This is a genomic window from Pseudorhodoferax sp. Leaf267 (assembly GCF_001422405.1).
In the GTDB taxonomy this organism is placed as follows: domain Bacteria; phylum Pseudomonadota; class Gammaproteobacteria; order Burkholderiales; family Burkholderiaceae_C; genus Pseudorhodoferax.
On sequence record NZ_LMMV01000021.1, the window covers coordinates 356,970 to 375,705 of the forward strand.

22 protein-coding genes and 2 pseudogenes are annotated in these 18,736 nt (G+C 70.3%); 18 read left to right on the forward strand and 6 right to left on the reverse strand.

Going from position 1 to position 18,736, the window contains the following annotated elements; translation table 11 throughout:
* The 6 genes and pseudogenes from ASF43_RS18750 to ASF43_RS18775 form a co-directional block, all read right to left on the reverse strand.
* Window positions 1–885 carry a phosphoribulokinase gene (locus ASF43_RS18750; protein ID WP_056184170.1) on the reverse strand — a complete coding sequence of 295 codons (885 nt, stop codon included), beginning with the start codon at window positions 883–885 and terminating at the stop codon, window positions 1–3.
* Window positions 886–899: 14 nt separating this feature from the next.
* Window positions 900–1,967 carry a class 1 fructose-bisphosphatase gene (locus ASF43_RS18755; protein ID WP_056184172.1) on the reverse strand — a complete coding sequence of 356 codons (1,068 nt, stop codon included), beginning with the start codon at window positions 1,965–1,967 and terminating at the stop codon, window positions 900–902.
* A complete protein-coding gene (locus ASF43_RS18760; protein WP_369803298.1) occupies window positions 1,946–2,719 on the reverse strand; it encodes an HAD-IA family hydrolase in 774 nt (257 codons plus the stop codon). Before ASF43_RS18760 ends, ASF43_RS18755 begins: the two co-directional genes overlap by 22 nt.
* Window positions 2,697–3,665: a CbbX protein gene (gene cbbX / locus ASF43_RS18765; RefSeq protein ID WP_056184173.1), complete on the reverse strand. Its 969-nt coding sequence runs from the start codon at window positions 3,663–3,665 to the stop codon at window positions 2,697–2,699. The genes ASF43_RS18760 and cbbX overlap by 23 nt, the downstream gene beginning before the upstream one ends.
* A gap of 9 nt (window positions 3,666–3,674) precedes the next feature.
* A complete protein-coding gene (locus tag ASF43_RS18770; RefSeq protein ID WP_056184175.1) occupies window positions 3,675–4,109 on the reverse strand; it encodes a ribulose bisphosphate carboxylase small subunit in 435 nt (144 codons plus the stop codon).
* Between the two features lie 14 nt (window positions 4,110–4,123).
* Window positions 4,124–4,861, reverse strand: a pseudogene (locus tag ASF43_RS18775) (RuBisCO large subunit C-terminal-like domain-containing protein); the annotation flags it as partial.
* On the opposite strand from ASF43_RS18775, the pseudogene ASF43_RS30840 reads away from it, so the two are divergent.
* The 18 genes and pseudogenes from ASF43_RS30840 to hypE all read left to right on the forward strand — a co-directional run.
* Window positions 4,860–4,952 (forward strand): annotated as a pseudogene (locus ASF43_RS30840) (universal stress protein); the annotation flags it as partial. The pseudogenes ASF43_RS18775 and ASF43_RS30840 overlap by 2 nt on opposite strands.
* 439 nt (window positions 4,953–5,391) lie before the next feature.
* The gene (locus ASF43_RS18780) at window positions 5,392–6,477 is read left to right on the forward strand and encodes a hydrogenase small subunit (RefSeq protein WP_056184178.1); all 1,086 of its coding nucleotides are present in this window, start codon (window positions 5,392–5,394) and stop codon (window positions 6,475–6,477) included.
* Between the two features lie 31 nt (window positions 6,478–6,508).
* The gene (locus ASF43_RS18785) at window positions 6,509–8,365 is read left to right on the forward strand and encodes a nickel-dependent hydrogenase large subunit (RefSeq protein WP_056184180.1); all 1,857 of its coding nucleotides are present in this window, start codon (window positions 6,509–6,511) and stop codon (window positions 8,363–8,365) included.
* A gap of 35 nt (window positions 8,366–8,400) precedes the next feature.
* On the forward strand, window positions 8,401–8,988 hold the full coding sequence (locus ASF43_RS18790) for a HupE/UreJ family protein (protein WP_056184182.1): 588 nt from the start codon (window positions 8,401–8,403) through the stop codon (window positions 8,986–8,988).
* Between the two features lie 25 nt (window positions 8,989–9,013).
* Entirely contained in the window at window positions 9,014–9,748 is a 735-nt protein-coding gene (gene cybH / locus ASF43_RS18795) for a Ni/Fe-hydrogenase, b-type cytochrome subunit (protein WP_056184184.1), read from the forward strand.
* Between the two features lie 2 nt (window positions 9,749–9,750).
* Window positions 9,751–10,368: a HyaD/HybD family hydrogenase maturation endopeptidase gene (locus ASF43_RS18800; protein ID WP_056184186.1), complete on the forward strand. Its 618-nt coding sequence runs from the start codon at window positions 9,751–9,753 to the stop codon at window positions 10,366–10,368.
* A gap of 13 nt (window positions 10,369–10,381) precedes the next feature.
* Entirely contained in the window at window positions 10,382–10,687 is a 306-nt protein-coding gene (locus ASF43_RS18805) for a HypC/HybG/HupF family hydrogenase formation chaperone (RefSeq protein ID WP_056184188.1), read from the forward strand.
* A 22-nt stretch (window positions 10,688–10,709) separates the two neighbouring features.
* A complete protein-coding gene (locus ASF43_RS18810) occupies window positions 10,710–11,213 on the forward strand; it encodes a hydrogenase (RefSeq protein ID WP_056184190.1) in 504 nt (167 codons plus the stop codon).
* Between the two features lie 4 nt (window positions 11,214–11,217).
* The gene (locus ASF43_RS18815) at window positions 11,218–12,087 is read left to right on the forward strand and encodes a hydrogenase expression/formation protein (RefSeq protein ID WP_056184192.1); all 870 of its coding nucleotides are present in this window, start codon (window positions 11,218–11,220) and stop codon (window positions 12,085–12,087) included.
* 8 nt (window positions 12,088–12,095) lie between these two features.
* Window positions 12,096–12,311, forward strand: coding sequence for a rubredoxin (locus ASF43_RS18820; RefSeq protein WP_156373410.1), 216 nt, complete (start codon window positions 12,096–12,098; stop codon window positions 12,309–12,311).
* A 32-nt stretch (window positions 12,312–12,343) separates the two neighbouring features.
* Entirely contained in the window at window positions 12,344–12,847 is a 504-nt protein-coding gene (hybE, locus tag ASF43_RS18825; protein ID WP_200932570.1) for a [NiFe]-hydrogenase assembly chaperone HybE, read from the forward strand.
* Window positions 12,840–13,979 carry a hydrogenase formation protein gene (locus ASF43_RS18830; protein ID WP_156373411.1) on the forward strand — a complete coding sequence of 380 codons (1,140 nt, stop codon included), beginning with the start codon at window positions 12,840–12,842 and terminating at the stop codon, window positions 13,977–13,979. The genes hybE and ASF43_RS18830 overlap by 8 nt, the downstream gene beginning before the upstream one ends.
* On the forward strand, window positions 13,972–14,316 hold the full coding sequence (locus tag ASF43_RS18835; protein ID WP_056184198.1) for a hydrogenase maturation nickel metallochaperone HypA: 345 nt from the start codon (window positions 13,972–13,974) through the stop codon (window positions 14,314–14,316). Before ASF43_RS18830 ends, ASF43_RS18835 begins: the two co-directional genes overlap by 8 nt.
* 21 nt (window positions 14,317–14,337) lie before the next feature.
* Window positions 14,338–15,183, forward strand: a complete 846-nt coding sequence (gene hypB / locus ASF43_RS18840) for a hydrogenase nickel incorporation protein HypB (protein WP_056184199.1) — start codon at window positions 14,338–14,340, stop codon at window positions 15,181–15,183.
* Window positions 15,140–16,312, forward strand: a complete 1,173-nt coding sequence (locus ASF43_RS18845) for a carbamoyltransferase HypF (protein ID WP_304437966.1) — start codon at window positions 15,140–15,142, stop codon at window positions 16,310–16,312. The genes hypB and ASF43_RS18845 overlap by 44 nt, the downstream gene beginning before the upstream one ends.
* Window positions 16,303–16,527 (forward strand): HypC/HybG/HupF family hydrogenase formation chaperone, encoded by a 225-nt coding sequence (locus tag ASF43_RS18850; RefSeq protein WP_056184201.1) that lies wholly within the window; start codon window positions 16,303–16,305, stop codon window positions 16,525–16,527. Before ASF43_RS18845 ends, ASF43_RS18850 begins: the two co-directional genes overlap by 10 nt.
* A complete protein-coding gene (gene hypD, locus ASF43_RS18855; RefSeq protein ID WP_056184203.1) occupies window positions 16,524–17,669 on the forward strand; it encodes a hydrogenase formation protein HypD in 1,146 nt (381 codons plus the stop codon). The genes ASF43_RS18850 and hypD overlap by 4 nt, the downstream gene beginning before the upstream one ends.
* Window positions 17,666–18,730 (forward strand): hydrogenase expression/formation protein HypE, encoded by a 1,065-nt coding sequence (hypE, locus tag ASF43_RS18860; protein ID WP_056184205.1) that lies wholly within the window; start codon window positions 17,666–17,668, stop codon window positions 18,728–18,730. Before hypD ends, hypE begins: the two co-directional genes overlap by 4 nt.
* Window positions 18,731–18,736: the final 6 nt, after the last annotated feature.

Sequence of the window (18,736 nt, forward strand, 5' to 3'; positions counted from 1 at the left end):
TCAGGCCCCTCCCAGCGCGCGCTTGCGCCGTTCCATCATCCGCCAGATGAAGGGCGTGAAGATCAGCTGCATGGCCAGCGCCATCTTGCCGCCGGGCACCACGATGGTGTTGGCGCGCGACATCCACGAGCCGTTCACCATGTTTAGCAGGTACTGGAAGTCGATCCCCTTGGGCTTGGCGAAGCGGATCACCACCATGCTCTCGTCGGCCGCAGGAATGTCGCGCGCGATGAAGGGGTTGGAGGTGTCCACCACCGGCACACGCTGGAAGTTCACATGCGTGTGCGCGAACTGCGGGCAGATGTAGTGCACGTAGTCGGGCATGCGGCGCAGGATGGTGTCGGTCACGGCCTCGGCCGAATAGCCACGCAGGTGCTTGTCGCGCCACAGCTTCTGGATCCATTCCAGGTTGATGACGGGCACCACGCCGATCAACAGGTCGGGGTACTGCGCCACGTTCACCTCGGGCGTGACCACGGCGCCGTGCAGGCCCTCGTAGAACAGCAGGTCGGTACCGGCGGGCAGGTCTTCCCAGGGCGTGAAGGTGCCGGGCTGCTGGCCGTAGGGCGCGGCTTCCTCGGCATCGTGCAGATACTTGCGGTGCTGGCCGGTGCCGGCCTTGGCGTAGCTGGCGAACAGCCCGGCCAGCTCGGCGAACAGGTTGTTGGCCGGGCCGAAGTGGCTGAAGTTCTGGTCGCCTGCGGCTTCGGCCTGGGCCTGGCGGGCCTTCATCTCCTGGCGGTCGTAGCGGTGGAAGCTGTCGCCCTCCACGATGGCGGCGTTGACGCCCTCGCGCCGAAAGACGTTCTCGAACGTGCGCGTGACGGAGGTGGTGCCGGCGCCGGACGAACCAGTGATGGCGATGATGGGGTGGCGTTCGGACATGGCTCTTTCTTCTTTCAGATGCGGAACAAGCCGCGCTCGGCGAACAGCGGGTTGATCTGCGAGTTCTCGGGCTCGGCGTGGTAACGCTCGACGCGCTCCACCTCCAGCCGCGAGCCGAACACCAGGCCCACGCGCTGGTGGATGGCCTCGGGCTGCACGGCCAGCACGCCCGCGCGGCCGGTGCTGGCGCGGCCGCCGGCCTGCTCGATCAGAAAGCCGATGGGGTTGGCCTCGTAGAGCAGGCGCAGTCGGCCGGGCACGCCGGGCGCCTTGGTGTCGCGCGGGTACAGGAACACGCCGCCGCGCATCAGGATGCGGTGCGCCTCGGCCACCAGGCTGGCGATCCAGCGCATATTGAAGTCCTTGTCGCGCGGGCCGGCGGTGCCCGCCAGGCACTCGTCGATGTAGCGCTTGATGGGCGCCTCCCAGAAGCGGCTGTTGCTGGCGTTGATGGCGAACTCGCGCGTGGCCTCGGGCACGCGGATGTCGGGGTGCGTGAGCATGAACTCGCCCAGGTTCGGGTCCAGCGTGAAGCCGGCCACGCCCTGCCCCACGCTCAGCACCAGCATGGTGCTGGGGCCGTACAGCGCGTAGCCGGCCGCCACCTGCCTGCTGCCGGGCTGCAGGAAGTCGGCCTCCACCACATCGCGCCCGCTGGCCACGCAGTCGCCGGGCGCGCGCAGCACCGAGAAGATGCTGCCCACCGAGGCGTTCACGTCGATGTTGCTCGACCCGTCCAGCGGGTCGAAGGCCAGCAAGTACTTGCCGCGCGGATGGACGGCCGGGATCTGGTGCGGTGCCTCCAGCTCCTCCGACACCATGCCGGCCAGGTGGCCGCCCCACTCGTTGGTGCGCAAGAAGATCGCGTTGCTGGCCAGGTCCAGCGGCTGCTGCACCTCGCCCTGCACATTGACCTGCCCGGCCGCCGGCGTCTGCGCCAGGGCGCCCTGGGCCACGCTGCGCGCGATGGCGCGGCAGGCCAGGGCCACGTCCAGGATCAGCGCGTTGAAATCGCCGCTGGCATCGGGGAACCGTCGTCGCTGCTCGATCAGGTACTGCGTCAGCGTGTGGTGGTGGGGCATGGAGTCTCCGGTGGGTTTCGAATCCTGTCGCGATGGGGCGCCGTGCACGGGCGCCGTGCGGCCTCCCCGTGCCATTGGCGCAGCGCCGCGATGTCCACGCCGGCCAGGTCGGGCAGCACGCGCAGCGCGCTGCCGAAATCGTGGTGCGCGGTGTAGCGCGTGGGCGTGACCACGGTGGGCAGGCCAGCGGCCGTGGCGGCGCGCAGGCCGTTGGCCGAGTCCTCGAACGCCAGGCAGGCCTGGGCCGGCAGGCCCAACGCGTCCAGCACCTGCTGGTAGGCCAGCGGATCGGGCTTCTTGCGCGGCGCGCTGTGGCCATCGGCCAGCACGGCGAAGCGCAGCCGCCATGCGGCGCCGAGGGTGTGGCGCAGCAGGGCATCGATGTTGGCGGGCGTGGTGGTGGTGGCGATGGCCAGTGGCAGGCCGGCGCGGCTGGCTTCGTCGATCAGCGCACGCACGCCGCGCCGCAATGTCAGCGCGCCGTCGCCCACGGCGGCCTCATAGGCCAGGGTCTTGCGGGCATGCAGGCGCTGCACCAGCGCCGTGTCCAGCTCCTCGATGCCGAGATGACGCCGGGCGTAGTGCGCGATGCGCTCCTGGCCGCCGGCCACTTCCAGCAGCCGGGTGTACAGCGCCTCGTCCCAATGCCAGTCCAGGCCCTCTTCGGCAAAGGCCTGGTTGAAGGCGGCGCGGTGCGTGGCCTCGGTGTCGGCCAGGGTGCCGTCCACATCAAAGACCAAGGCTTGCAGCATGGCCGGTCTCCGCAGTCTGGAACAGGCGGCTGGCCAGGATGTCCTCGGCCTCCAGCGTCTGCAGGTCGGCCGCGCTCCAGGCGCGGTCGCGCTGGGCGAACAGCCGGCTGGCCTGGCGCAACCGCGCGCGGTCCAGCGCGTTGCGCACGCTGCGCGCGTTGGCAAAGTGCGGCTGGGCCACGCGCAGGTCCAGGTAGCGGCCGAAGGCCTGCTCGGCATCCGGCGCCAACTGGTACCGCTGCGTGGCCAGCATGCCACGCGCGATCTGCATGAGCTCGCCCGCGGCATAGTCCGGGAACGCCAGGTGGTGCGCGATGCGCGAATTCATGCCCGGGTTGGACTGGAAGAAGGTGGCCATGCGGTCGGCATAGCCGGCCAGGATCACCACCAGATCGTCGCGCTGGTTCTCCATCACCTGCAGCAGGATCTCGATGGCCTCCTGCCCGTAGTCGCGCTCGTTCTCGGGGCGGTAGAGGTAGTAGGCCTCGTCGATGAACAGCACGCCGCCCATGGCGCGCTTGAGCACCTCGCGCGTCTTGGGCGCGGTGTGGCCGATGTACTGGCCCACCAGGTCGTCGCGCGTCACGGCCACCAGGTGGCCTTTGCGCACATAGCCCAGCCGGTGCAGGATGGCGGCCATGCGCTGCGCCACCGTGGTCTTGCCGGTGCCGGGGTTGCCGGTGAAGCACATGTGCAGGCTGGGCGCCTGCGCCGCCAGCCCGTGCGCGGCGCGCAGCTTGTCGATCACGAGCAGGGCCGCGATGTCGCGGATGCGCGCCTTCACGGGCGCCAAGCCCACGAGCTCGTCGTCCAGCTCGCGCAGCACGGCTTCCACGTCGGACTGGGCGAGCACCTCGGCCACGGTGCGCGCGGTGGGCGAGGCAGGCGCATGCGGCTGCGGCGCCACGGGGGTGCTGCCGGGAATGGCGTACAGCGGCTGGTGCATGGTGGGCGCTCAGTAACGCTGCGTCTCGGGCCGCTCGTTCGCGTAACCGCGCACCGTGTAGCGCATGCTGCGGCCATTCACCTCCTGGCGCACCAGGCCGAAGCCGGGCTCCTGCTCCGGCCGGTTCACGATGAAGCTCATCGCGATGGTCTCCACGCCGCGTGTGGAGTCGAAGGCCATCATGCGGATGTAGCGGTTGGGGAAGGCCGCGCGGCAGTCGTTGAGCTCCTGCAGCACGCCGGCCGCGTCCGCCAGGTCGAACATGGGGTTGCCGTACATGTTCCAGTAGGTGTTGCGCGGGTGCGGGTCGTCGGTGTGCTCCACGCTCCAGGCGTAGCCACGGCGCAGGCCGTAGTCGATCTGCGCGGTGATCTCGGCGTCGGTCAGGTCGGGCAGGAAGCTGAACTGGCCCTGCGTGAGGCGGCTCGTGGGGTTGGTCATCATGGTGCGGGTTCCTTTCAAGCCATGGCCGGCGTGGCCACGTAGTCGCTGCTGTCGGTGCTCTGGTAGTTGAAGGAGATCTCGCCCCAGGTGTCGAGCGCCGCTTTGAGCGGGCTGCAGGTGCGCGCGGCCTGGCGCAGGATGGAAGGCCCTTCGCTGAGTAGGTTGCGCCCTTCGTTGCGCGCCTTGACCATGGATTCGAGCGCCACGCGGTTCGCCACCGCACCGGCCTGGATTCCCATGGGGTGGCCGATGGTGCCGCCGCCGAACTGCAGCACCACGTCGTCGCCGAAGAGGTCGATCAGCTGATGCATCTGGCCCGCGTGGATGCCGCCCGAGGCCACCGGCATCACCTTCTTGATGTCGGCCCAGTCCTGGTCGAAGTACAGGCCGCGCGGCAGGTCCGTCCTGGTGTAGCTGTCGCGGCAAACGTTGTAGTAGCCCTGCACCGTCATCGGGTCGCCTTCGAGCTTGCCCACCGCCGTGCCGGCATGGATGTGGTCCACACCGGCCAGGCGCATCCACTTGGCGATCACGCGGAAGCTCACGCCGTGGTTCTTCTGGCGCGTGTAGGTGCCGTGGCCCGCGCGGTGCAGGTGCAGGATCATGTCGTTCCTGCGCGCCCAGTTGCTCATGCTCTGGATGGCCGTGTAGCCGATCACCAGGTCGATCATCACGATCACGCTGCCCAGCTCCTTGGCGAACTCGGCGCGCTCGTACATGTCTTCCATGGTCGCGGCCGTCACGTTCAGGTACGGCCACAGCCGGGCGCGCGAATGGGTGCTCGGCGGCGCGACCCGAACCGTCCTGGACAGCATGACGCTGCCGGTCCTGCTGTCGCACTGACGCGGGCGCGGAGCGCGGGAGCCGCAAGCAGGGTTGGACGCCGGGCGCATGCCGCAGCATGCATGCCGACTCGCCATGCCCAAGGTGGCACGGCGTTCGGCGCTGAGATGGCGCATCTCATACCGCCTGGAGGGCAATCTCAACGGGCGGCCGGGTGCGTAGTGCAGAGCCGACCGGGCGCACTGCACCGCTGATCGCCGCGCTGCCAGCGCGCAAGCCGCATTGGCAAGTTCACTTCCACCCCCACGATCTGGGCACGGCCGCACCCAGAGGCCTTCCCGCCATAAGCTCATCCAAATCAACACCTTGCCGAATACGCAAAGGGTTTTCCCCTGCATCTTCCGAACTGGCGCACGCCTTGCAAAGTGTCACGACCGGTGGCGGCCACGCCGCTGGTCGGGGCCCACGACAAGCCGACAACCACCAGAGACATCCGACGATGGAAACGTTCTACGAGGTGATGCGCCGCCAGGGCATCTCGCGCCGCAGTTTTCTCAAGTACTGCTCGCTCACCGCCACCTCGCTGGGCCTGGGCTCCGCTTTCGTGCCGCAGATCGCCCACGCCATGGAGACCAAGCCGCGCACGCCCGTGCTGTGGCTGCATGGGCTGGAATGCACCTGCTGCTCAGAGAGCTTCATCCGCTCGGCGCACCCGCTGGCCAAGGACGTGGTGCTGTCCATGATCTCGTTGGACTACGACGACACGCTGATGGCCGCCGCCGGCCACCAGGCCGAGGCCATCCTCGAAGAGATCATGGCCAAGTACAAGGGCAACTACATCCTGGCCGTGGAGGGCAACCCGCCGCTGAACCAGGACGGCATGAGCTGCATCATCGGCGGCAAGCCCTTCATCGAGCAGTTGAAGCACGTGGCCAAGGACGCCAAGGCCATCATCAGCTGGGGCTCGTGCGCCAGCTGGGGCTGCGTGCAGGCGGCCAAACCCAACCCCACGCAGGCCACGCCGGTGCACAAGGTGATCTTCGACAAGCCCATCATCAAGGTGCCGGGCTGCCCGCCGATCGCCGAGGTGATGACGGGCGTGATCACCTACATGCTGACCTTCGACCGCATCCCCGAGCTGGACCGCCAGGGCCGGCCCAAGATGTTCTACAGCCAGCGCATCCACGACAAGTGTTATCGCCGGCCGCACTTCGACGCCGGCCAGTTCGTCGAGGCCTTCGACGATGAATCCGCGCGCAAGGGCTACTGCCTCTACAAGGTGGGCTGCAAGGGGCCGACCACCTACAACGCCTGCTCCACCGTGCGCTGGAACGAGGGCACGAGTTTCCCCATCCAGGCCGGGCACGGCTGCATCGGCTGCAGCGAAGACGGGTTCTGGGACAAGGGCTCGTTCTACGACCGGCTGACCGACATCCACGCCTTCGGCATCGAGGCCAACGCCGACCAGATCGGCGGCACGGCCGCGGCCGTGGTGGGCGCTGCGGCTGCCGCGCACGCCGCGGCCTCGGCCATCAAGCGCGCCACGCAGAAGACCACGGCGGCCCCGTCCAACGCCGCCCACTGAACACCCAAGCCAGAAGAAAGAGAACGCCGACATGGGTGCTTACGAGACACAGGGTTTTCGCATGGACAACACCGGGCGGCGCATCGTCGTGGACCCGGTCACGCGCATCGAAGGGCACATGCGCTGCGAGGTGAACCTGGACAGCGACAACGTGATCCGCAATGCCGTCTCCACCGGCACCATGTGGCGCGGGCTGGAGGTGATTCTGAAGGGCCGCGACCCGCGCGACGCCTGGGCGTTCGTGGAGCGCATCTGCGGCGTGTGCACGGGCTGCCATGCGCTGGCCTCGGTGCGCGCGGTGGAGGATGCGCTGGGCATCGTGATCCCCAAGAACGCCTACCTCATCCGCGAGATGATGGCCAAGACGCTGCAGGTGCACGACCACGCGGTGCACTTCTACCACCTGCACGCGCTGGACTGGGTGGACGTGGTCTCGGCGCTCAAGGCCGACCCGAAGAAGACTTCGGACCTGCAGCACCTGGTGTCGCCCGCGCACCCGATGAGCTCGCCGGGCTACTTCCGCGACATCCAGAACCGGCTCAAGAAGTTCATCGAGTCGGGCCAGCTCGGCCCCTTCATGAACGGCTACTGGGGCAACAAGGCCTATGTGCTGCCGCCCGAGGCCAACCTGATGGCCGTGACGCACTACCTGGAGGCGCTGGACCTGCAGAAGGAATGGGTCAAGCTGCACACCATCTTCGGCGGCAAGAACCCGCACCCCAACTACCTGGTGGGCGGCATGCCCTGCGCCATCAACCTCGACAAGGACGGCGCGGCCGGCGCGCCCATCAACATGGAGCGGCTGAACTTCGTGGAGGCGCGCATCCAGGAGATGGTCACCTTCAACGACAACGTCTACGTGCCCGATGTGATCGCCATCGGCACGCTGTACAAGCAGGCCGGCTGGCTGTATGGCGGCGGCCTGTCGGCCACCAACGTGATGGACTACGGCACCTACGAGAAGGTGATGGGCCGCAAGGACACGCAGCAGCTGCCCGGCGGCGCCATCCTCAACGGCAACTGGGACGAGATCCACCCCGTGGACCTGCGCGACCCCGAGCAGGTGCAGGAATTCGTGCCGCACAGTTGGTACAAGTACGCCGACGAATCCAGGGGCCTGCATCCCTGGGACGGCGTGACCGAACCCAACTACACGCTGGGCGACAAGACCAAGGGCACGCGCACCCACATCGAGGAACTGGACGAGAGCGCCAAGTACTCGTGGATCAAGTCGCCGCGCTGGCGCGGCCATGCCATGGAGGTGGGCCCGCTGTCGCGCTACATCCTGGGCTACGCGCATGCGCTCAAGGGGAACCCGAACGTGCAGCGCGTGAAGGCGCAGGTGGACCACGCGGCCACCATGATCAACAGCGGCATCCCCAAAGCCCTGGGCCTGCCCGAGACGCAGCTGGGCGTGAAGCAGCTGCTGCCCACCACCATCGGCCGCACGCTGGCCCGCGCACTCGAATCGCAGTACTGCGCCGAGATGATGGTTGACGATTTCAAGGAAATGGTCGCCAACATCAAGGCTGGCGACACGGCCACGGCGAATGTCGAGAAGTGGGACCCGGCCACCTGGCCCAAGGAGGCCAAGGGCGTGGGCAGTGTGGCGGCGCCGCGTGGTGCGCTGGGCCACTGGATCCGCATCCAGGACGGCCGCATCGAGAACTACCAATGCGTGGTGCCCACCACCTGGAGCGGCAGCCCGCGCGACCACAAGGGCCAGATCGGCGCGTTCGAGGCCAGCCTCATGAACACGCCCATGGCCGACCCCGAGCAGCCGCTGGAGATCCTGCGCACGCTGCATTCCTTCGATCCCTGCCTGGCCTGTTCCACGCACGTGATGAGCCCGGATGGGCAGGAACTCACGCGCGTCAAGGTGCGCTGATGACACGCCAACAACGACCACAAGAGGAACGCCGCATGGCCCTGCCTGTTACCCCACCTCGCGCGTTCGCCGTGCTGGCCATGCTGGCCACGGGCGCGGCACACGCGCACCCGGGCCACGACACGGATTTTGCCGCGGCGCTGGCCCATCCCTTCCTGGGGCTGGACCATCTGCTGGCCATGGTGGCGGTGGGCGCATGGTCGGTACTGGCGCTGCCGGCGGGTCGCCGGCTCGTCGGGCCGGCCGTCTTCCTGGCCCTGCTGGCGGCGGGCGTCGCGCTGGCCTGGTGGGGCGTTGTGCCGCCCGGCACCGAGGCCGGCGTGGCACTCAGCGTGGCCTTGTTCGGCGGCCTGCTGCTGGCGGGCGCGTGGCTGCCGCCAGCGGCGGGCCTGGCCCTCATCGGCGTGGCGGCGCTGCTGCACGGCAGCGCGCATGGCAGCGAACTGGCGCCGGGCGCGGCCCTGCTGGCCACGGCCGCCGGCATCCTGCTGGGCTCCGCGCTGCTGCACGCCATCGGCCTGGCAGCCGGCACCGCCCTGGTACGCCTGCCCATCTGGACACGCCAGGCCGCCGCTGCGGCACTGGGCACAGCCGGCCTGGCCATGCTGGCCACTCGCCTGTAGGTGCACACAGCCGAAGGCACGCCCCATGTCCGCCACCCTGCCCCCCAGCCCCCGCCCCCAGGCCGGCGACCCCGAGGCGCACGAGGTCGCGCAGGCGTCCTCGATCAAGTCCGTCTATGTGTACGAGGCGCCGGTGCGGCTGTGGCACTGGGTCAACGCGCTGGCCATCACGGTGCTGGCGGCCACGGGTTATTGCATCGGCGCGCCGCTGCCCACGCAGCCGGGCGAGGCCAGTGCCAATTACCTCATGGGCTACATCCGCTTTGCGCACTTCGCCGCCGGCTATGTGCTGGCCGTGGGCCTGCTGGGGCGTATCTACTGGGCCATCGTGGGCAACCACCACGCGCGCGAGCTGTTCTGGGTGCCGCTGTGGCGGCGCGACTACTGGGTCGAGGTCTGGCGCATGGTGAAGTGGTACGCCTTCGTGGGCGCGCGGCCGGGCCGCTACGTGGGCCACAACCCGCTGGCGCGCTTCGCGATGGTGTTCGGCTTTTTGCTGCTGGCGCTGTTCATGGTGGTCACGGGCTTTGCGCTGTATGGCGAGGGCGCGCAGATGGGTTCCTGGCAGGAGCGGCTGTTCGGCTGGGTGATCCCGCTGTTCGGCCAGTCCCAGGACGTTCACACATGGCACCGCATGGGCATGTGGGGGCTGGTGTGCTTCGTGATCGTGCATGTGTACGCCGCGATACGCGAAGACATCATGGGCCGCTCGTCGGTCGTGAGCACCATGGTTTCGGGACACCGTACTTTCAAGGATTGATCATGAGCACACACAACACCATCTGCATCCTGGGCATCGGCAACGTGCTGTGGGCCGACGAGGGCTTCGGCGTGCGCTGCATCGAGGCACTGCAGCAGCGCTACGAATTCGCGCCGCATGTGCAGTTGATCGACGGCGGCACGCAGGGCCTGTACCTGGTGCAGCACGTGCAGGCGGCCTCGCACCTCATGATCTTCGACGCGGTGGACTACGGCCTGGCGCCGGGCACCTTGAAGCTGGTGGAAAACGAAGAGGTGCCGCGCTTCCTGGGTGCCAAGAAGATGAGCCTGCACCAGACCGGCTTCCAGGAGGTGCTGGCGCTGGCCGCGCTCACCGAGCGCTACCCGCGCCAGGTGATGCTGGTCGGCTGCCAGCCCGAGGAGCTGGACGACTACGGCGGCAGCCTGCGCCCCAGCGTGCGGCAGGCGCTGGAAAAGGCCTTGCTGCTGGGCGTGGGCCGGCTGCGCACCTGGGGCGCCTGCCCGCGGCCGCGCCGCACGGCGCTGCCGCGGCAGGAGGCCGTGACCGTGGGCGAGCTGGCGATCGACCGCTACGAGACCCAGCGCCCGCATGCGGCTGCCGCCCATCGCAACGGCGACGCGCGCTTCTTCCCTGCCTGAGTCGCGCTCGAGGATGTGCATCGGCCTTCCCATGCAGGTGCTGTCCAGCACGCCCGGCCATGCGCTGTGCAGCGGCCGCGGCGAGACGCGGACGGTGCGCACGGCGCTGGTCGGCCCCGTGGCCGTGGGCGACTGGCTGCTGGTGTTCCTCGACAGCGCCCAGGAACAACTGGACGCCGCGCGCGCACGCGAGATCGAGGCCACGCTGGACCTGCTGGCCCAGGCCATGGCCGGCGATGCATCGGGCGACGCCGCCTTCACCCTGCCCTCGTCCATGGCGCCCGCCGAACTGCGTGCGCTGGTAGGCGAGATCTCTTGAATCCCCTTTGTGCATCGCCCGTATGAACTCGCCCAGCACCGCCCACGAGACCGTGATCCAGCTCCCCGTGCAAGCCCCGCGCCCCGGCGTCCAGCAGTCGGCGCTGGTCGCGCGCCTGGCCGACACGCACGGCGCCGCCTGGGTCGACGAGACCAGCATTGCCGCGTGGGCCGCGCAGGGTGGGGACCGCGTGGTCCTGTTCGCGGGGGACGCCGTGCGCTTTCCGGAGGGCCAGGACGTGGCCGTGGTGCTGCCCGAGCTGCGCCGCTGTGCCTCGCGCCGCTTCGAGATCGCCGTGGTGCCGCGCGAGCGCGAAGATGCCCTGGCCCGGCGCTACGGCTCCAACCGCTGGCCCACGCTGCTGTTCCTGCGCGACGGCGCATACGTGACCACGCTGTCCGGCATGCACGACTGGGGCGACTATCTGCAGGCCGTGGAAGCCGCGCTGGCCATGCCCACCGGCCGCGCGCCCACCATCGGCATCCCGCTCGTGAGTGCCCATGCGGCGGGCAGCGCCTGCCGTTGACGCCATGAAGGACTTCCCCCTCCCCGTGCGCAGCATCGGCCCCGGCAGCCAGCCCGAAGAGTCCGACGAGTTCCGCTACATCGCCATGCCCCAGGGCATGCAGACCTATCGCCAGCCCCTCCTGCCGGAGCCCGAAGATTTGGCCGGGCAGACGCTGGCCAAGGCCGCGCTGCAGGCTGCGCTGTGGTCGCTGCAACAGGTTTTGGGCCACGGCGGCAACCGCGTCGTGCGGCTGGACCACCTGCCCGAGGCAGACCGCCGGTTGCTCAACACCGTGCTGGGCGAAGGCGAAGTCAGCGCGCGCGTGCTGCCGTTGCCGGGCGCCGACGACGAGCTGCGCGTGCAGGAGTCGGTGTTCGCCGGGGTCTGGCGCGTGGTGGAGACGCGCGGCGACTGCGTGGTGTCGGACCGGCTGGAACTGGGCCTGGTGCCCGAGGCGCTGCAGCAGGCCGCCGCGCAGGATGTCTGGGCCGAGGTGCCGCGCTGGCACGGCCCGCTGCCGCCCAATGTGCAGAACGCGCCGCTGCTGCTGGCCGAAATCGAAGACCGCTGGCAGCACTGGCGCCCGGGCCAGCCCCCCTGCGTCATCAACCTCACGCTGCTGCCCATGTCGCAGGAGGACATCGGTTTCATGGACCACCACCTGGGCACGGGCCGCGTGCTGATCCTTTCGCGCGGCTACGGCAACTGCCGCATCACCAACACCTGCATGCCGCACACCTGGCGCGTCGTGTACTACAACTCCGAGGACGCCGTGATCCTGAACACCGTGGAGGTGGGCGCCCTGCCCGACGTGGCCCAGGCCGCGCGCGAAGACCTCGAAGACTCGCACGAGCGGCTGCGCGACGTGCTTGACTGGGTTGAGCAGGCATGAAGCACGGCATGCAGCGCTTCGAAGGCAGCTACGGCGGCGACCGCGCCGCGCTGGCCGCGCACGCCCGGCTGGAATGCAAGATCTGCTGGTGGGTCTACGACCCGGCGCAGGGCGACGAGGTCTGGCAGATCGCCCCCGGCACGCCCTTCGCCGCGCTGCCCGCGCACTGGCGCTGCCCGCAGTGCGATGGCGAGGCGGATCAGTTCATGGTGCTGGCGCAATGACGCGCGGCGCGTCCGGCACGCCGCGCCCGGCCTTGCCCGCTCTGCCCCTGGGAGAGGGCGGGGATGAGCGCGCGCGCGTGGCAGCGCTGGTCGCGCTGTACCAGCACATCGCCGCCACCCGCATGCACGGCATGCCGCTGCTGCACCCAGGGCTGCAGGTGGCGGCCGTGGGCTTCGAGCCCGAGCCCCCACAGGACCACGCCCTGCCGGCCGCCATGGGCGTGTTGTTGACGCCCTGGTTCATGAACCTGGTCTGGCTGCCGCTGGCGCGGCTGCATCGGCCCGAGCGGCTGGGCCTGTCGTCGTCGCGCTACGTGGGGCCGCACTGCTTTGCCTTCATCGGCATGCACGACGAGGGCCTGGGAAGCTACGCCGTCTGCTCGCTGTTCTCGCCCGTGCTGGTGTTCGAGGACCAGGCCGCCGCACTGGCGACCGCGCGCAGCGTGTTGCATTCGCTGCGCGCCCACGCCAAGGCGCCGGTGGAGGCGCCGGGGCGGCGCAGCTTCCTGCTGGGCCAGGGTGCAGCGCGTGCATGAGGCCGGCGCGCCGTGGACCGGCGCCCTGCGGCTCTACCCTGGCCTTGCGGCCCCCGGCAACCTGGCCACAAGCCGGCCCGACCTGGTGGCGCAGCTCACGCAGGGGCGTCTGGCCCGCGAGCTGCCCGAGCTGCTGGCCAACGTGCACAACCTGTGCGGCAGCGCGCACCGCCTGTGCGCCGGGCTGGCCGTGCAGGCTGCGCACGGAGCAGCCCGTGCGATGGACAGCGACCAGGCCGAGCGCCTGCGCAGCGACACGCTGCGCGAACACCTGCGCCGCATCGGCCTGGAATGGCCGCGCCATCTGGCCGACACGGCAGAACCATCGGAGGCCGCTGGCGCCCTGCAGGCCCTGCGCAGCGGCCCGGTCAGCACAGCCGCGCCGCCCGCATCCTGGGCGGCGCAGCGCGAGGGCATCGCCGCCTGGCTGGCACGCGACTGGCTGGACATGCCGGCCGAGGCCTGGCTGCAGGCCTGGGAACTGGGGCCCCGCGACTGGCTGGGGCTGTGGGCGGCCCATGCGCGGGGCTGGCTGCCGCGCCTGCTGCACCGCGCGCGTGCCACGGCCGACCAGCCCATTCCTTGGGCTCCTGCGCTGCGCGTGCACGCGCATCCAGGCGGCCTGCAGGAACTGGCGGGCGCGCTGCAGCACGCTGCCTTCGCGCGCGCGCCGCTGTGGCAAGGCCGCTGCGCAGACACCGGGCCCTGGACGCGCCTGCACCAGCGTGACGCGGAACGTTTCACCACCCCCTGGCTGCGCCTGGGAGCCCGGCTCGCGGAAGCCGTGCGCCTGGCCCTGCCCGACGGCCCGGCACGCAGCGGCGCGCGCTGGCTGCAGGCTGGCCAGCTTGCCCTGACCGGCCACACCGGCTTGGCCTGGGTGGAGACGGCGCGCGGCCTGCTGGTCCATTGCGTGACGTTGAACGGCGCAGGGCCGCAGGCGCGCGTGCAGCGCTGCAGCGTGGTCGCACCGACCGACTGGAATTTCCACGCGCGCGGCGCCCTGGCACAGGCCCTAGCCCAACTGCCGCGCCGCACCGCAACCGCGGACACGCGGCGTATCCTTGCGCTCATGGCCGCTTACGACCCCTGCGTACCGTTCGTCATCGACGCGGAGCCCGGCCATGCATGAGGCCAGCCTCGCCGGTGGCGTGCTGCAGCTGGTGGACGACACGGCTGCGCGCGAAGGCTTTGCGCGCGTCACGCTGCTGCGGCTGGAGGTGGGCGCGCTGGCCGGCGTGGAGCTGCGCGCGCTGCAGTTCGCGCTGGAGGCAATTGCGCCCGGCACGCGGCTGGCCGATGCGCGCTTCGAATTCGACGAACCGCCCGGCCAGGCCTGGTGCATGGGCTGCGCGCGCAGCACGCCACTGGCCCGCCGCGGCGACGCCTGCACGCACTGCGGCGACTACCGCGTGCAGCCCACGGGCGGCGCCGAGCTGCGTGTGGTTGAAATGCTCGTAGAAGATTGACAAGAACAAGGAGAACACACGATGTGCGTCGTCTGCGGTTGCGCTGATTCCCCATCCCCCACCCACGCGGCCCCGCAGGTGGACGCCGCCAGCGGCGACCTGCACTACGGCGCCGGCCCTGCGCGCGTGTCCGTGCCCGGCATGAACGCCGAGCGCGCCATCCGGCTGGAGACCGACATCCTGGGCGCCAACAACCGCATCGCCCAGCGCAACCGCGCGCACTTCGAGGCCCATGGCGTCACCGCGCTGAACCTGGTCTCCAGCCCCGGATCGGGCAAGACCACGTTGCTGTGCGCCACCATCGTGGCGCTGCAAAAGCGCAACCCGGCCCTGCCCGTGGCCGTGATCGAGGGCGACCAGCAGACCAGCTTCGACGCCGACCGCGTGCGCGCCACCGGCGCGCCGGCCATCCAGGTCAACACCGGCAAGGGCTGCCACCTGGACGCGCCCATGGTGGCCGACGCCTTCGCCCGGCTGCACACGCATGCGCACGACCAGCCCGACAGCCTGCTGTTCATCGAGAACGTGGGCAACCTGGTCTGCCCCGCGATGTGGGACCTGGGCGAGGCCGCCAAGGTCGCCATCCTGTCCGTCACCGAGGGCGAGGACAAGCCGCTCAAATACCCGGACATGTTCGCCGCGGCCGAGCTCATGGTGCTGAACAAGGTGGACCTGCTGCCCTACGTGCAGTTCGATGTCCAGCGCTGCATCGAGGCGGCACGCCAGGTGAACCCGCACATCGCCGTACTGCAGCTCTCGGCCACCACGGGCCAGGGCATGGACGCCTGGCTGAACTGGCTGGTGCATGTGATGGACCACCAGCATGCGCATGCCCATGGTCACGCACATCCGCACGCGCACGGCTGACACCATGGCCACCGTGCTGGCCCTGGGGGCCTGGCTCAAGAACCGCGCCTGCCGGCTCGACGGCGCGGGCCTGCACTGGTCCGCTCTGCATGGCGACCTGCAGGACGCCGACGCCTGCCGCGCGCTGGAGAAGTCGGCGCACGCGCTGGTGGCCGGCGCGCGGCCCGACGCCATCGCGCACGACCTGCACCCGGATTTGTACAGCACCCAGCTGGCGCAGGCCCTGGCCGCGCAATGGGGCGTGCCCGCCATCGGCGTGCAGCACCACCACGCCCACATCGCCGCCGTGCTGGCCGAGCATGCATTGGACGAGCCCGTGATCGGCCTGGCGCTGGACGGCGTGGGCCTGGGCGACGACGGCGGCGCCTGGGGCGGCGAGCTGCTGCGTGTGGAGGGTGCGCGCTTCGAACGCCTGGGCCATCTGTGGCCGTTGGCCCTGCCCGGTGGTGATGCCGCCGCACGCGCGCCCTGGCGCGCGCTGGCCGCGGCCCTGCACGCCATGGGGCGCGGCGACGCCATCGAGCCCTTGCTCGCACCGCAGGCCGGCGCCACCGCCGCCCGCACCGTGCGCGCCATGCTCGACCAAGGCCTGAACTGCCCGCCCAGCAGCAGCGCCGGCCGCTGGTTCGATGCGGCGGCGGCGGCGCTGCGCATCGCCCCGCTGCGCCAGGCCGAAGCCGAGGCCGCCATCGCGCTGGAGCAGGCGGCCGCGCGGCACACCGGCGCCCTGCCCTTGCGCGACGCCGAGGCCAGTTGCGGACAGCGCAACCAGCTCGACCTGCGAGCGCTGCTCGCCGAGCTGCTGGCCTGGGCGCCGCCGCCCGACGAAGTGCCCCAAGCCGCCGCCTGGTTCCACGACCGGCTCGCCCAGGGCCTGGCCCGCTGGGCCCTGCATGCCGCACACGCCACCGGCTGCCGCACCGTCTGCCTGGGCGGTGGCTGCTTCCTCAATGCCTTGCTGACCCAGGGCGTGACGCACCGGCTGCAGGCCGCCGGCCTGCGCGTGCTGCGCCCCATCGCCAACGCCTGCGGCGACGCCGGCCTGGCCTGGGGCCAGGCCTGGGTGGCCGCGCGCCGCCTGACACCCCCCGCTTTCGTTCGCATCGAAAGACTCCCCTCATGTGCCTAGCCATCCCCGCGCGGGTCGCCGAGCTGCTACCGGACGACCAGGCCATCGTCGTCCTGGGCGGTATCCGCAAGACCATTTCCATCGCGCTGCTGGACGGCGTGCAGCTGGGCGACTATGTGATCGTGCATGTCGGCCATGCCATCGGCCAGATCGACCCGGCCGAGGCCGAACGCACGCTCGCCCTGTTCGGCGAACTGGCGCATGCACAGCCATGAAGTACATCGACGAGTTCCGCGACGGCGCCATCGCCCGCAAGATCGCCGACCGGTTGGCACAGGAGGCCCTGCCCGGCCGGCGCTACAGCTTCATGGAGTTCTGCGGCGGCCACACGCATGCCATCTCCCGCTACGGCGTGGTGGGCCTGCTGCCGGCCAACGTGACCATGGTGCACGGCCCGGGCTGCCCGGTCTGCGTGCTACCCATCGGCCGCATCGACATGGCGATCGCGCTCGCGCTGGAGCACGGTGCCATCGTCTGCACCTATGGCGACACCATGCGCGTGCCCGCCTCGGGCGGCCTGTCGCTGGTGCGGGCCAAGGCGCGCGGCGGCGACATCCGCATGGTCTATTCGGCGGCCGACGCATTGGCGATTGCGCGCACCAACCCGCAGCGCGAGGTGGTGTTCTTCGCGATCGGCTTCGAGACCACCACGCCGCCGACCGCACTCGTCGTGCGCGACGCGGCGCGCGAGGGCCTCTCCAACTTCAGCGTGCTGTGCTGCCATGTGCTGACGCCGGCCGCCATCACCCACATCCTCCAATCGCCAGAGGTGCGGCAGTACGGCACCGTGCCCATCGACGGCTTCGTCGGCCCCGCGCACGTGAGCATCGTGATCGGCTCGGCACCCTACGAGGGTTTTGCCCAGGCCTATGCCAAGCCTGTCGTCATCGCCGGCTTCGAGCCGCTGGACGTGATGCAGGCCGTGCTGATGCTGGTGCGCCAGGTCAACGAAGGGCGGGCCGTGGTGGAGAACGAGTTCACGCGCGCCGTCACGCGCAGCGGCAACGCCAACGCGCAGGCGCTCATGGACGAGGTGTTCGAGCTGCGCGAGAGCTTCGAATGGCGCGGCCTGGGCGAGGTGCCGGCCAGCGCGCTGCGGCTGCAACCTCGCTACGCCGCCTTCGACGCCGAGCAACGCTTCGGCCTGGGCTACAAGTCGGTCGCCGACAACAAGGCCTGCGAATGCGGCGCCATCCTGCGCGGCGTGAAGAAGCCGCAGGACTGCAAGATCTTCGGCACCGTCTGCACGCCCGAGAACCCGGTGGGCTCGTGCATGGTCTCCAGCGAAGGGGCCTGCGCGGCGCATTACTCCTACGGGCGCTTCAAGGACATCCCGGTCGTGGCGGAAGTCGTATGAGCAGCACGAAGAAGGACTACAGCCGCCCGCTGGACATCAAACATGGCGTGGTCGACATGGGCCACGGTGCCGGTGGCCGCGCTGCGGCCCAGCTGATCCGCGAACTGTTCGTCGCCGCGTTCGACAACGAGTGGCTGGCCCAAGGCAACGACGGCGCCGTGTTCACGCCGCCCCCCTTGCCGCCCGGCGCGCGCCTGGTGCTGGCGACCGACGGCCACGTGGTCTCGCCGCTGTTCTTCCCGGGCGGCGACGTGGGTTGCCTGAGCGTGCACGGCACGGTCAACGACCTGGCGATGTCGGGCGCCACGCCGCTGTACCTCACGGCCAGCTTCATCCTGGAAGAAGGCTTCCCGCTCGCCGACCTGCAACGCATCGTGCGCTCCATGGCCGCGGCCGCGCGCGATGCCGGCGTGCCCATCGTCACGGGCGACACCAAGGTGGTGGAGCGCGGCAAGGGCGACGGCGTGTTCATCGCCACCACCGGCCTGGGCGTGGTGCCGCCCGGCGTGGACACGGGCGGCGCCAATGCACGGCCGGGTGACGTGCTGCTGCTGTCGGGCACGGTGGGCGACCACGGCGTGGCCGTGCTGTCCAAGCGCGCCTCGCTGGAGTTCGAGACCACCATCGTCTCGGACACAGCCGCGCTGCACACCCTGGTGGCCGCCATGCTGCAGGCCGCGCCCGGCGGCGTGCGCGTGCTGCGCGATCCCACGCGCGGCGGCCTGGCCACCACGCTCAACGAGATCGCGCGCCAGTCGGGCGTGGGCATGCTGCTCGACGAGGCCGCCATCCCCGTGCTGCCGCAGGTGGACGCGGCCTGTGAGTTGCTGGGCCTGGACCCGCTGTACGTGGCCAACGAGGGCAAGCTGGTGGCCATCTGCGCGCCCGAGGCGGCTGCGGCCGTGCTGGCCGCGATGCACGCGCACCCGCTGGGGCGTGCCGCGGCGCGCATCGGCACCGTGGTGCAGGACGCCCATGGCTTCGTGCAGATGGACACGCGCTTCGGCGGCCGCCGCGTGGTGGACTGGCTCAGCGGCGAGCAATTGCCGCGCATCTGTTGACGCGGC

What these genes read in the sequence shown, in the direction of transcription:
- ASF43_RS18750 (WP_056184170.1), bottom strand. Translation starts at nt 885, where the DNA reads ATGTCCGAACGCCACCCCATCATCGCCATCACTGGTTCGTCCGGCGCC.
- ASF43_RS18755 (WP_056184172.1), bottom strand. Translation starts at nt 1,967, where the DNA reads ATGCCCCACCACCACACGCTGACGCAGTACCTGATCGAGCAGCGACGA.
- ASF43_RS18760 (WP_369803298.1), bottom strand. Translation starts at nt 2,719, where the DNA reads ATGCTGCAAGCCTTGGTCTTTGATGTGGACGGCACCCTGGCCGACACC.
- cbbX (WP_056184173.1), bottom strand. Translation starts at nt 3,665, where the DNA reads ATGCACCAGCCGCTGTACGCCATTCCCGGCAGCACCCCCGTGGCGCCG.
- ASF43_RS18770 (WP_056184175.1), bottom strand. Translation starts at nt 4,109, where the DNA reads ATGATGACCAACCCCACGAGCCGCCTCACGCAGGGCCAGTTCAGCTTC.
- ASF43_RS18780 (WP_056184178.1), top strand. Translation starts at nt 5,392, where the DNA reads ATGGAAACGTTCTACGAGGTGATGCGCCGCCAGGGCATCTCGCGCCGC.
- ASF43_RS18785 (WP_056184180.1), top strand. Translation starts at nt 6,509, where the DNA reads ATGGGTGCTTACGAGACACAGGGTTTTCGCATGGACAACACCGGGCGG.
- ASF43_RS18790 (WP_056184182.1), top strand. Translation starts at nt 8,401, where the DNA reads ATGGCCCTGCCTGTTACCCCACCTCGCGCGTTCGCCGTGCTGGCCATG.
- cybH (WP_056184184.1), top strand. Translation starts at nt 9,014, where the DNA reads ATGTCCGCCACCCTGCCCCCCAGCCCCCGCCCCCAGGCCGGCGACCCC.
- ASF43_RS18800 (WP_056184186.1), top strand. Translation starts at nt 9,751, where the DNA reads ATGAGCACACACAACACCATCTGCATCCTGGGCATCGGCAACGTGCTG.
- ASF43_RS18805 (WP_056184188.1), top strand. Translation starts at nt 10,382, where the DNA reads ATGTGCATCGGCCTTCCCATGCAGGTGCTGTCCAGCACGCCCGGCCAT.
- ASF43_RS18810 (WP_056184190.1), top strand. Translation starts at nt 10,710, where the DNA reads ATGAACTCGCCCAGCACCGCCCACGAGACCGTGATCCAGCTCCCCGTG.
- ASF43_RS18815 (WP_056184192.1), top strand. Translation starts at nt 11,218, where the DNA reads ATGAAGGACTTCCCCCTCCCCGTGCGCAGCATCGGCCCCGGCAGCCAG.
- ASF43_RS18820 (WP_156373410.1), top strand. Translation starts at nt 12,096, where the DNA reads ATGCAGCGCTTCGAAGGCAGCTACGGCGGCGACCGCGCCGCGCTGGCC.
- ASF43_RS18835 (WP_056184198.1), top strand. Translation starts at nt 13,972, where the DNA reads ATGCATGAGGCCAGCCTCGCCGGTGGCGTGCTGCAGCTGGTGGACGAC.
- hypB (WP_056184199.1), top strand. Translation starts at nt 14,338, where the DNA reads ATGTGCGTCGTCTGCGGTTGCGCTGATTCCCCATCCCCCACCCACGCG.
- ASF43_RS18845 (WP_304437966.1), top strand. Translation starts at nt 15,140, where the DNA reads ATGCGCATGCCCATGGTCACGCACATCCGCACGCGCACGGCTGACACC.
- ASF43_RS18850 (WP_056184201.1), top strand. Translation starts at nt 16,303, where the DNA reads ATGTGCCTAGCCATCCCCGCGCGGGTCGCCGAGCTGCTACCGGACGAC.
- hypD (WP_056184203.1), top strand. Translation starts at nt 16,524, where the DNA reads ATGAAGTACATCGACGAGTTCCGCGACGGCGCCATCGCCCGCAAGATC.
- hypE (WP_056184205.1), top strand. Translation starts at nt 17,666, where the DNA reads ATGAGCAGCACGAAGAAGGACTACAGCCGCCCGCTGGACATCAAACAT.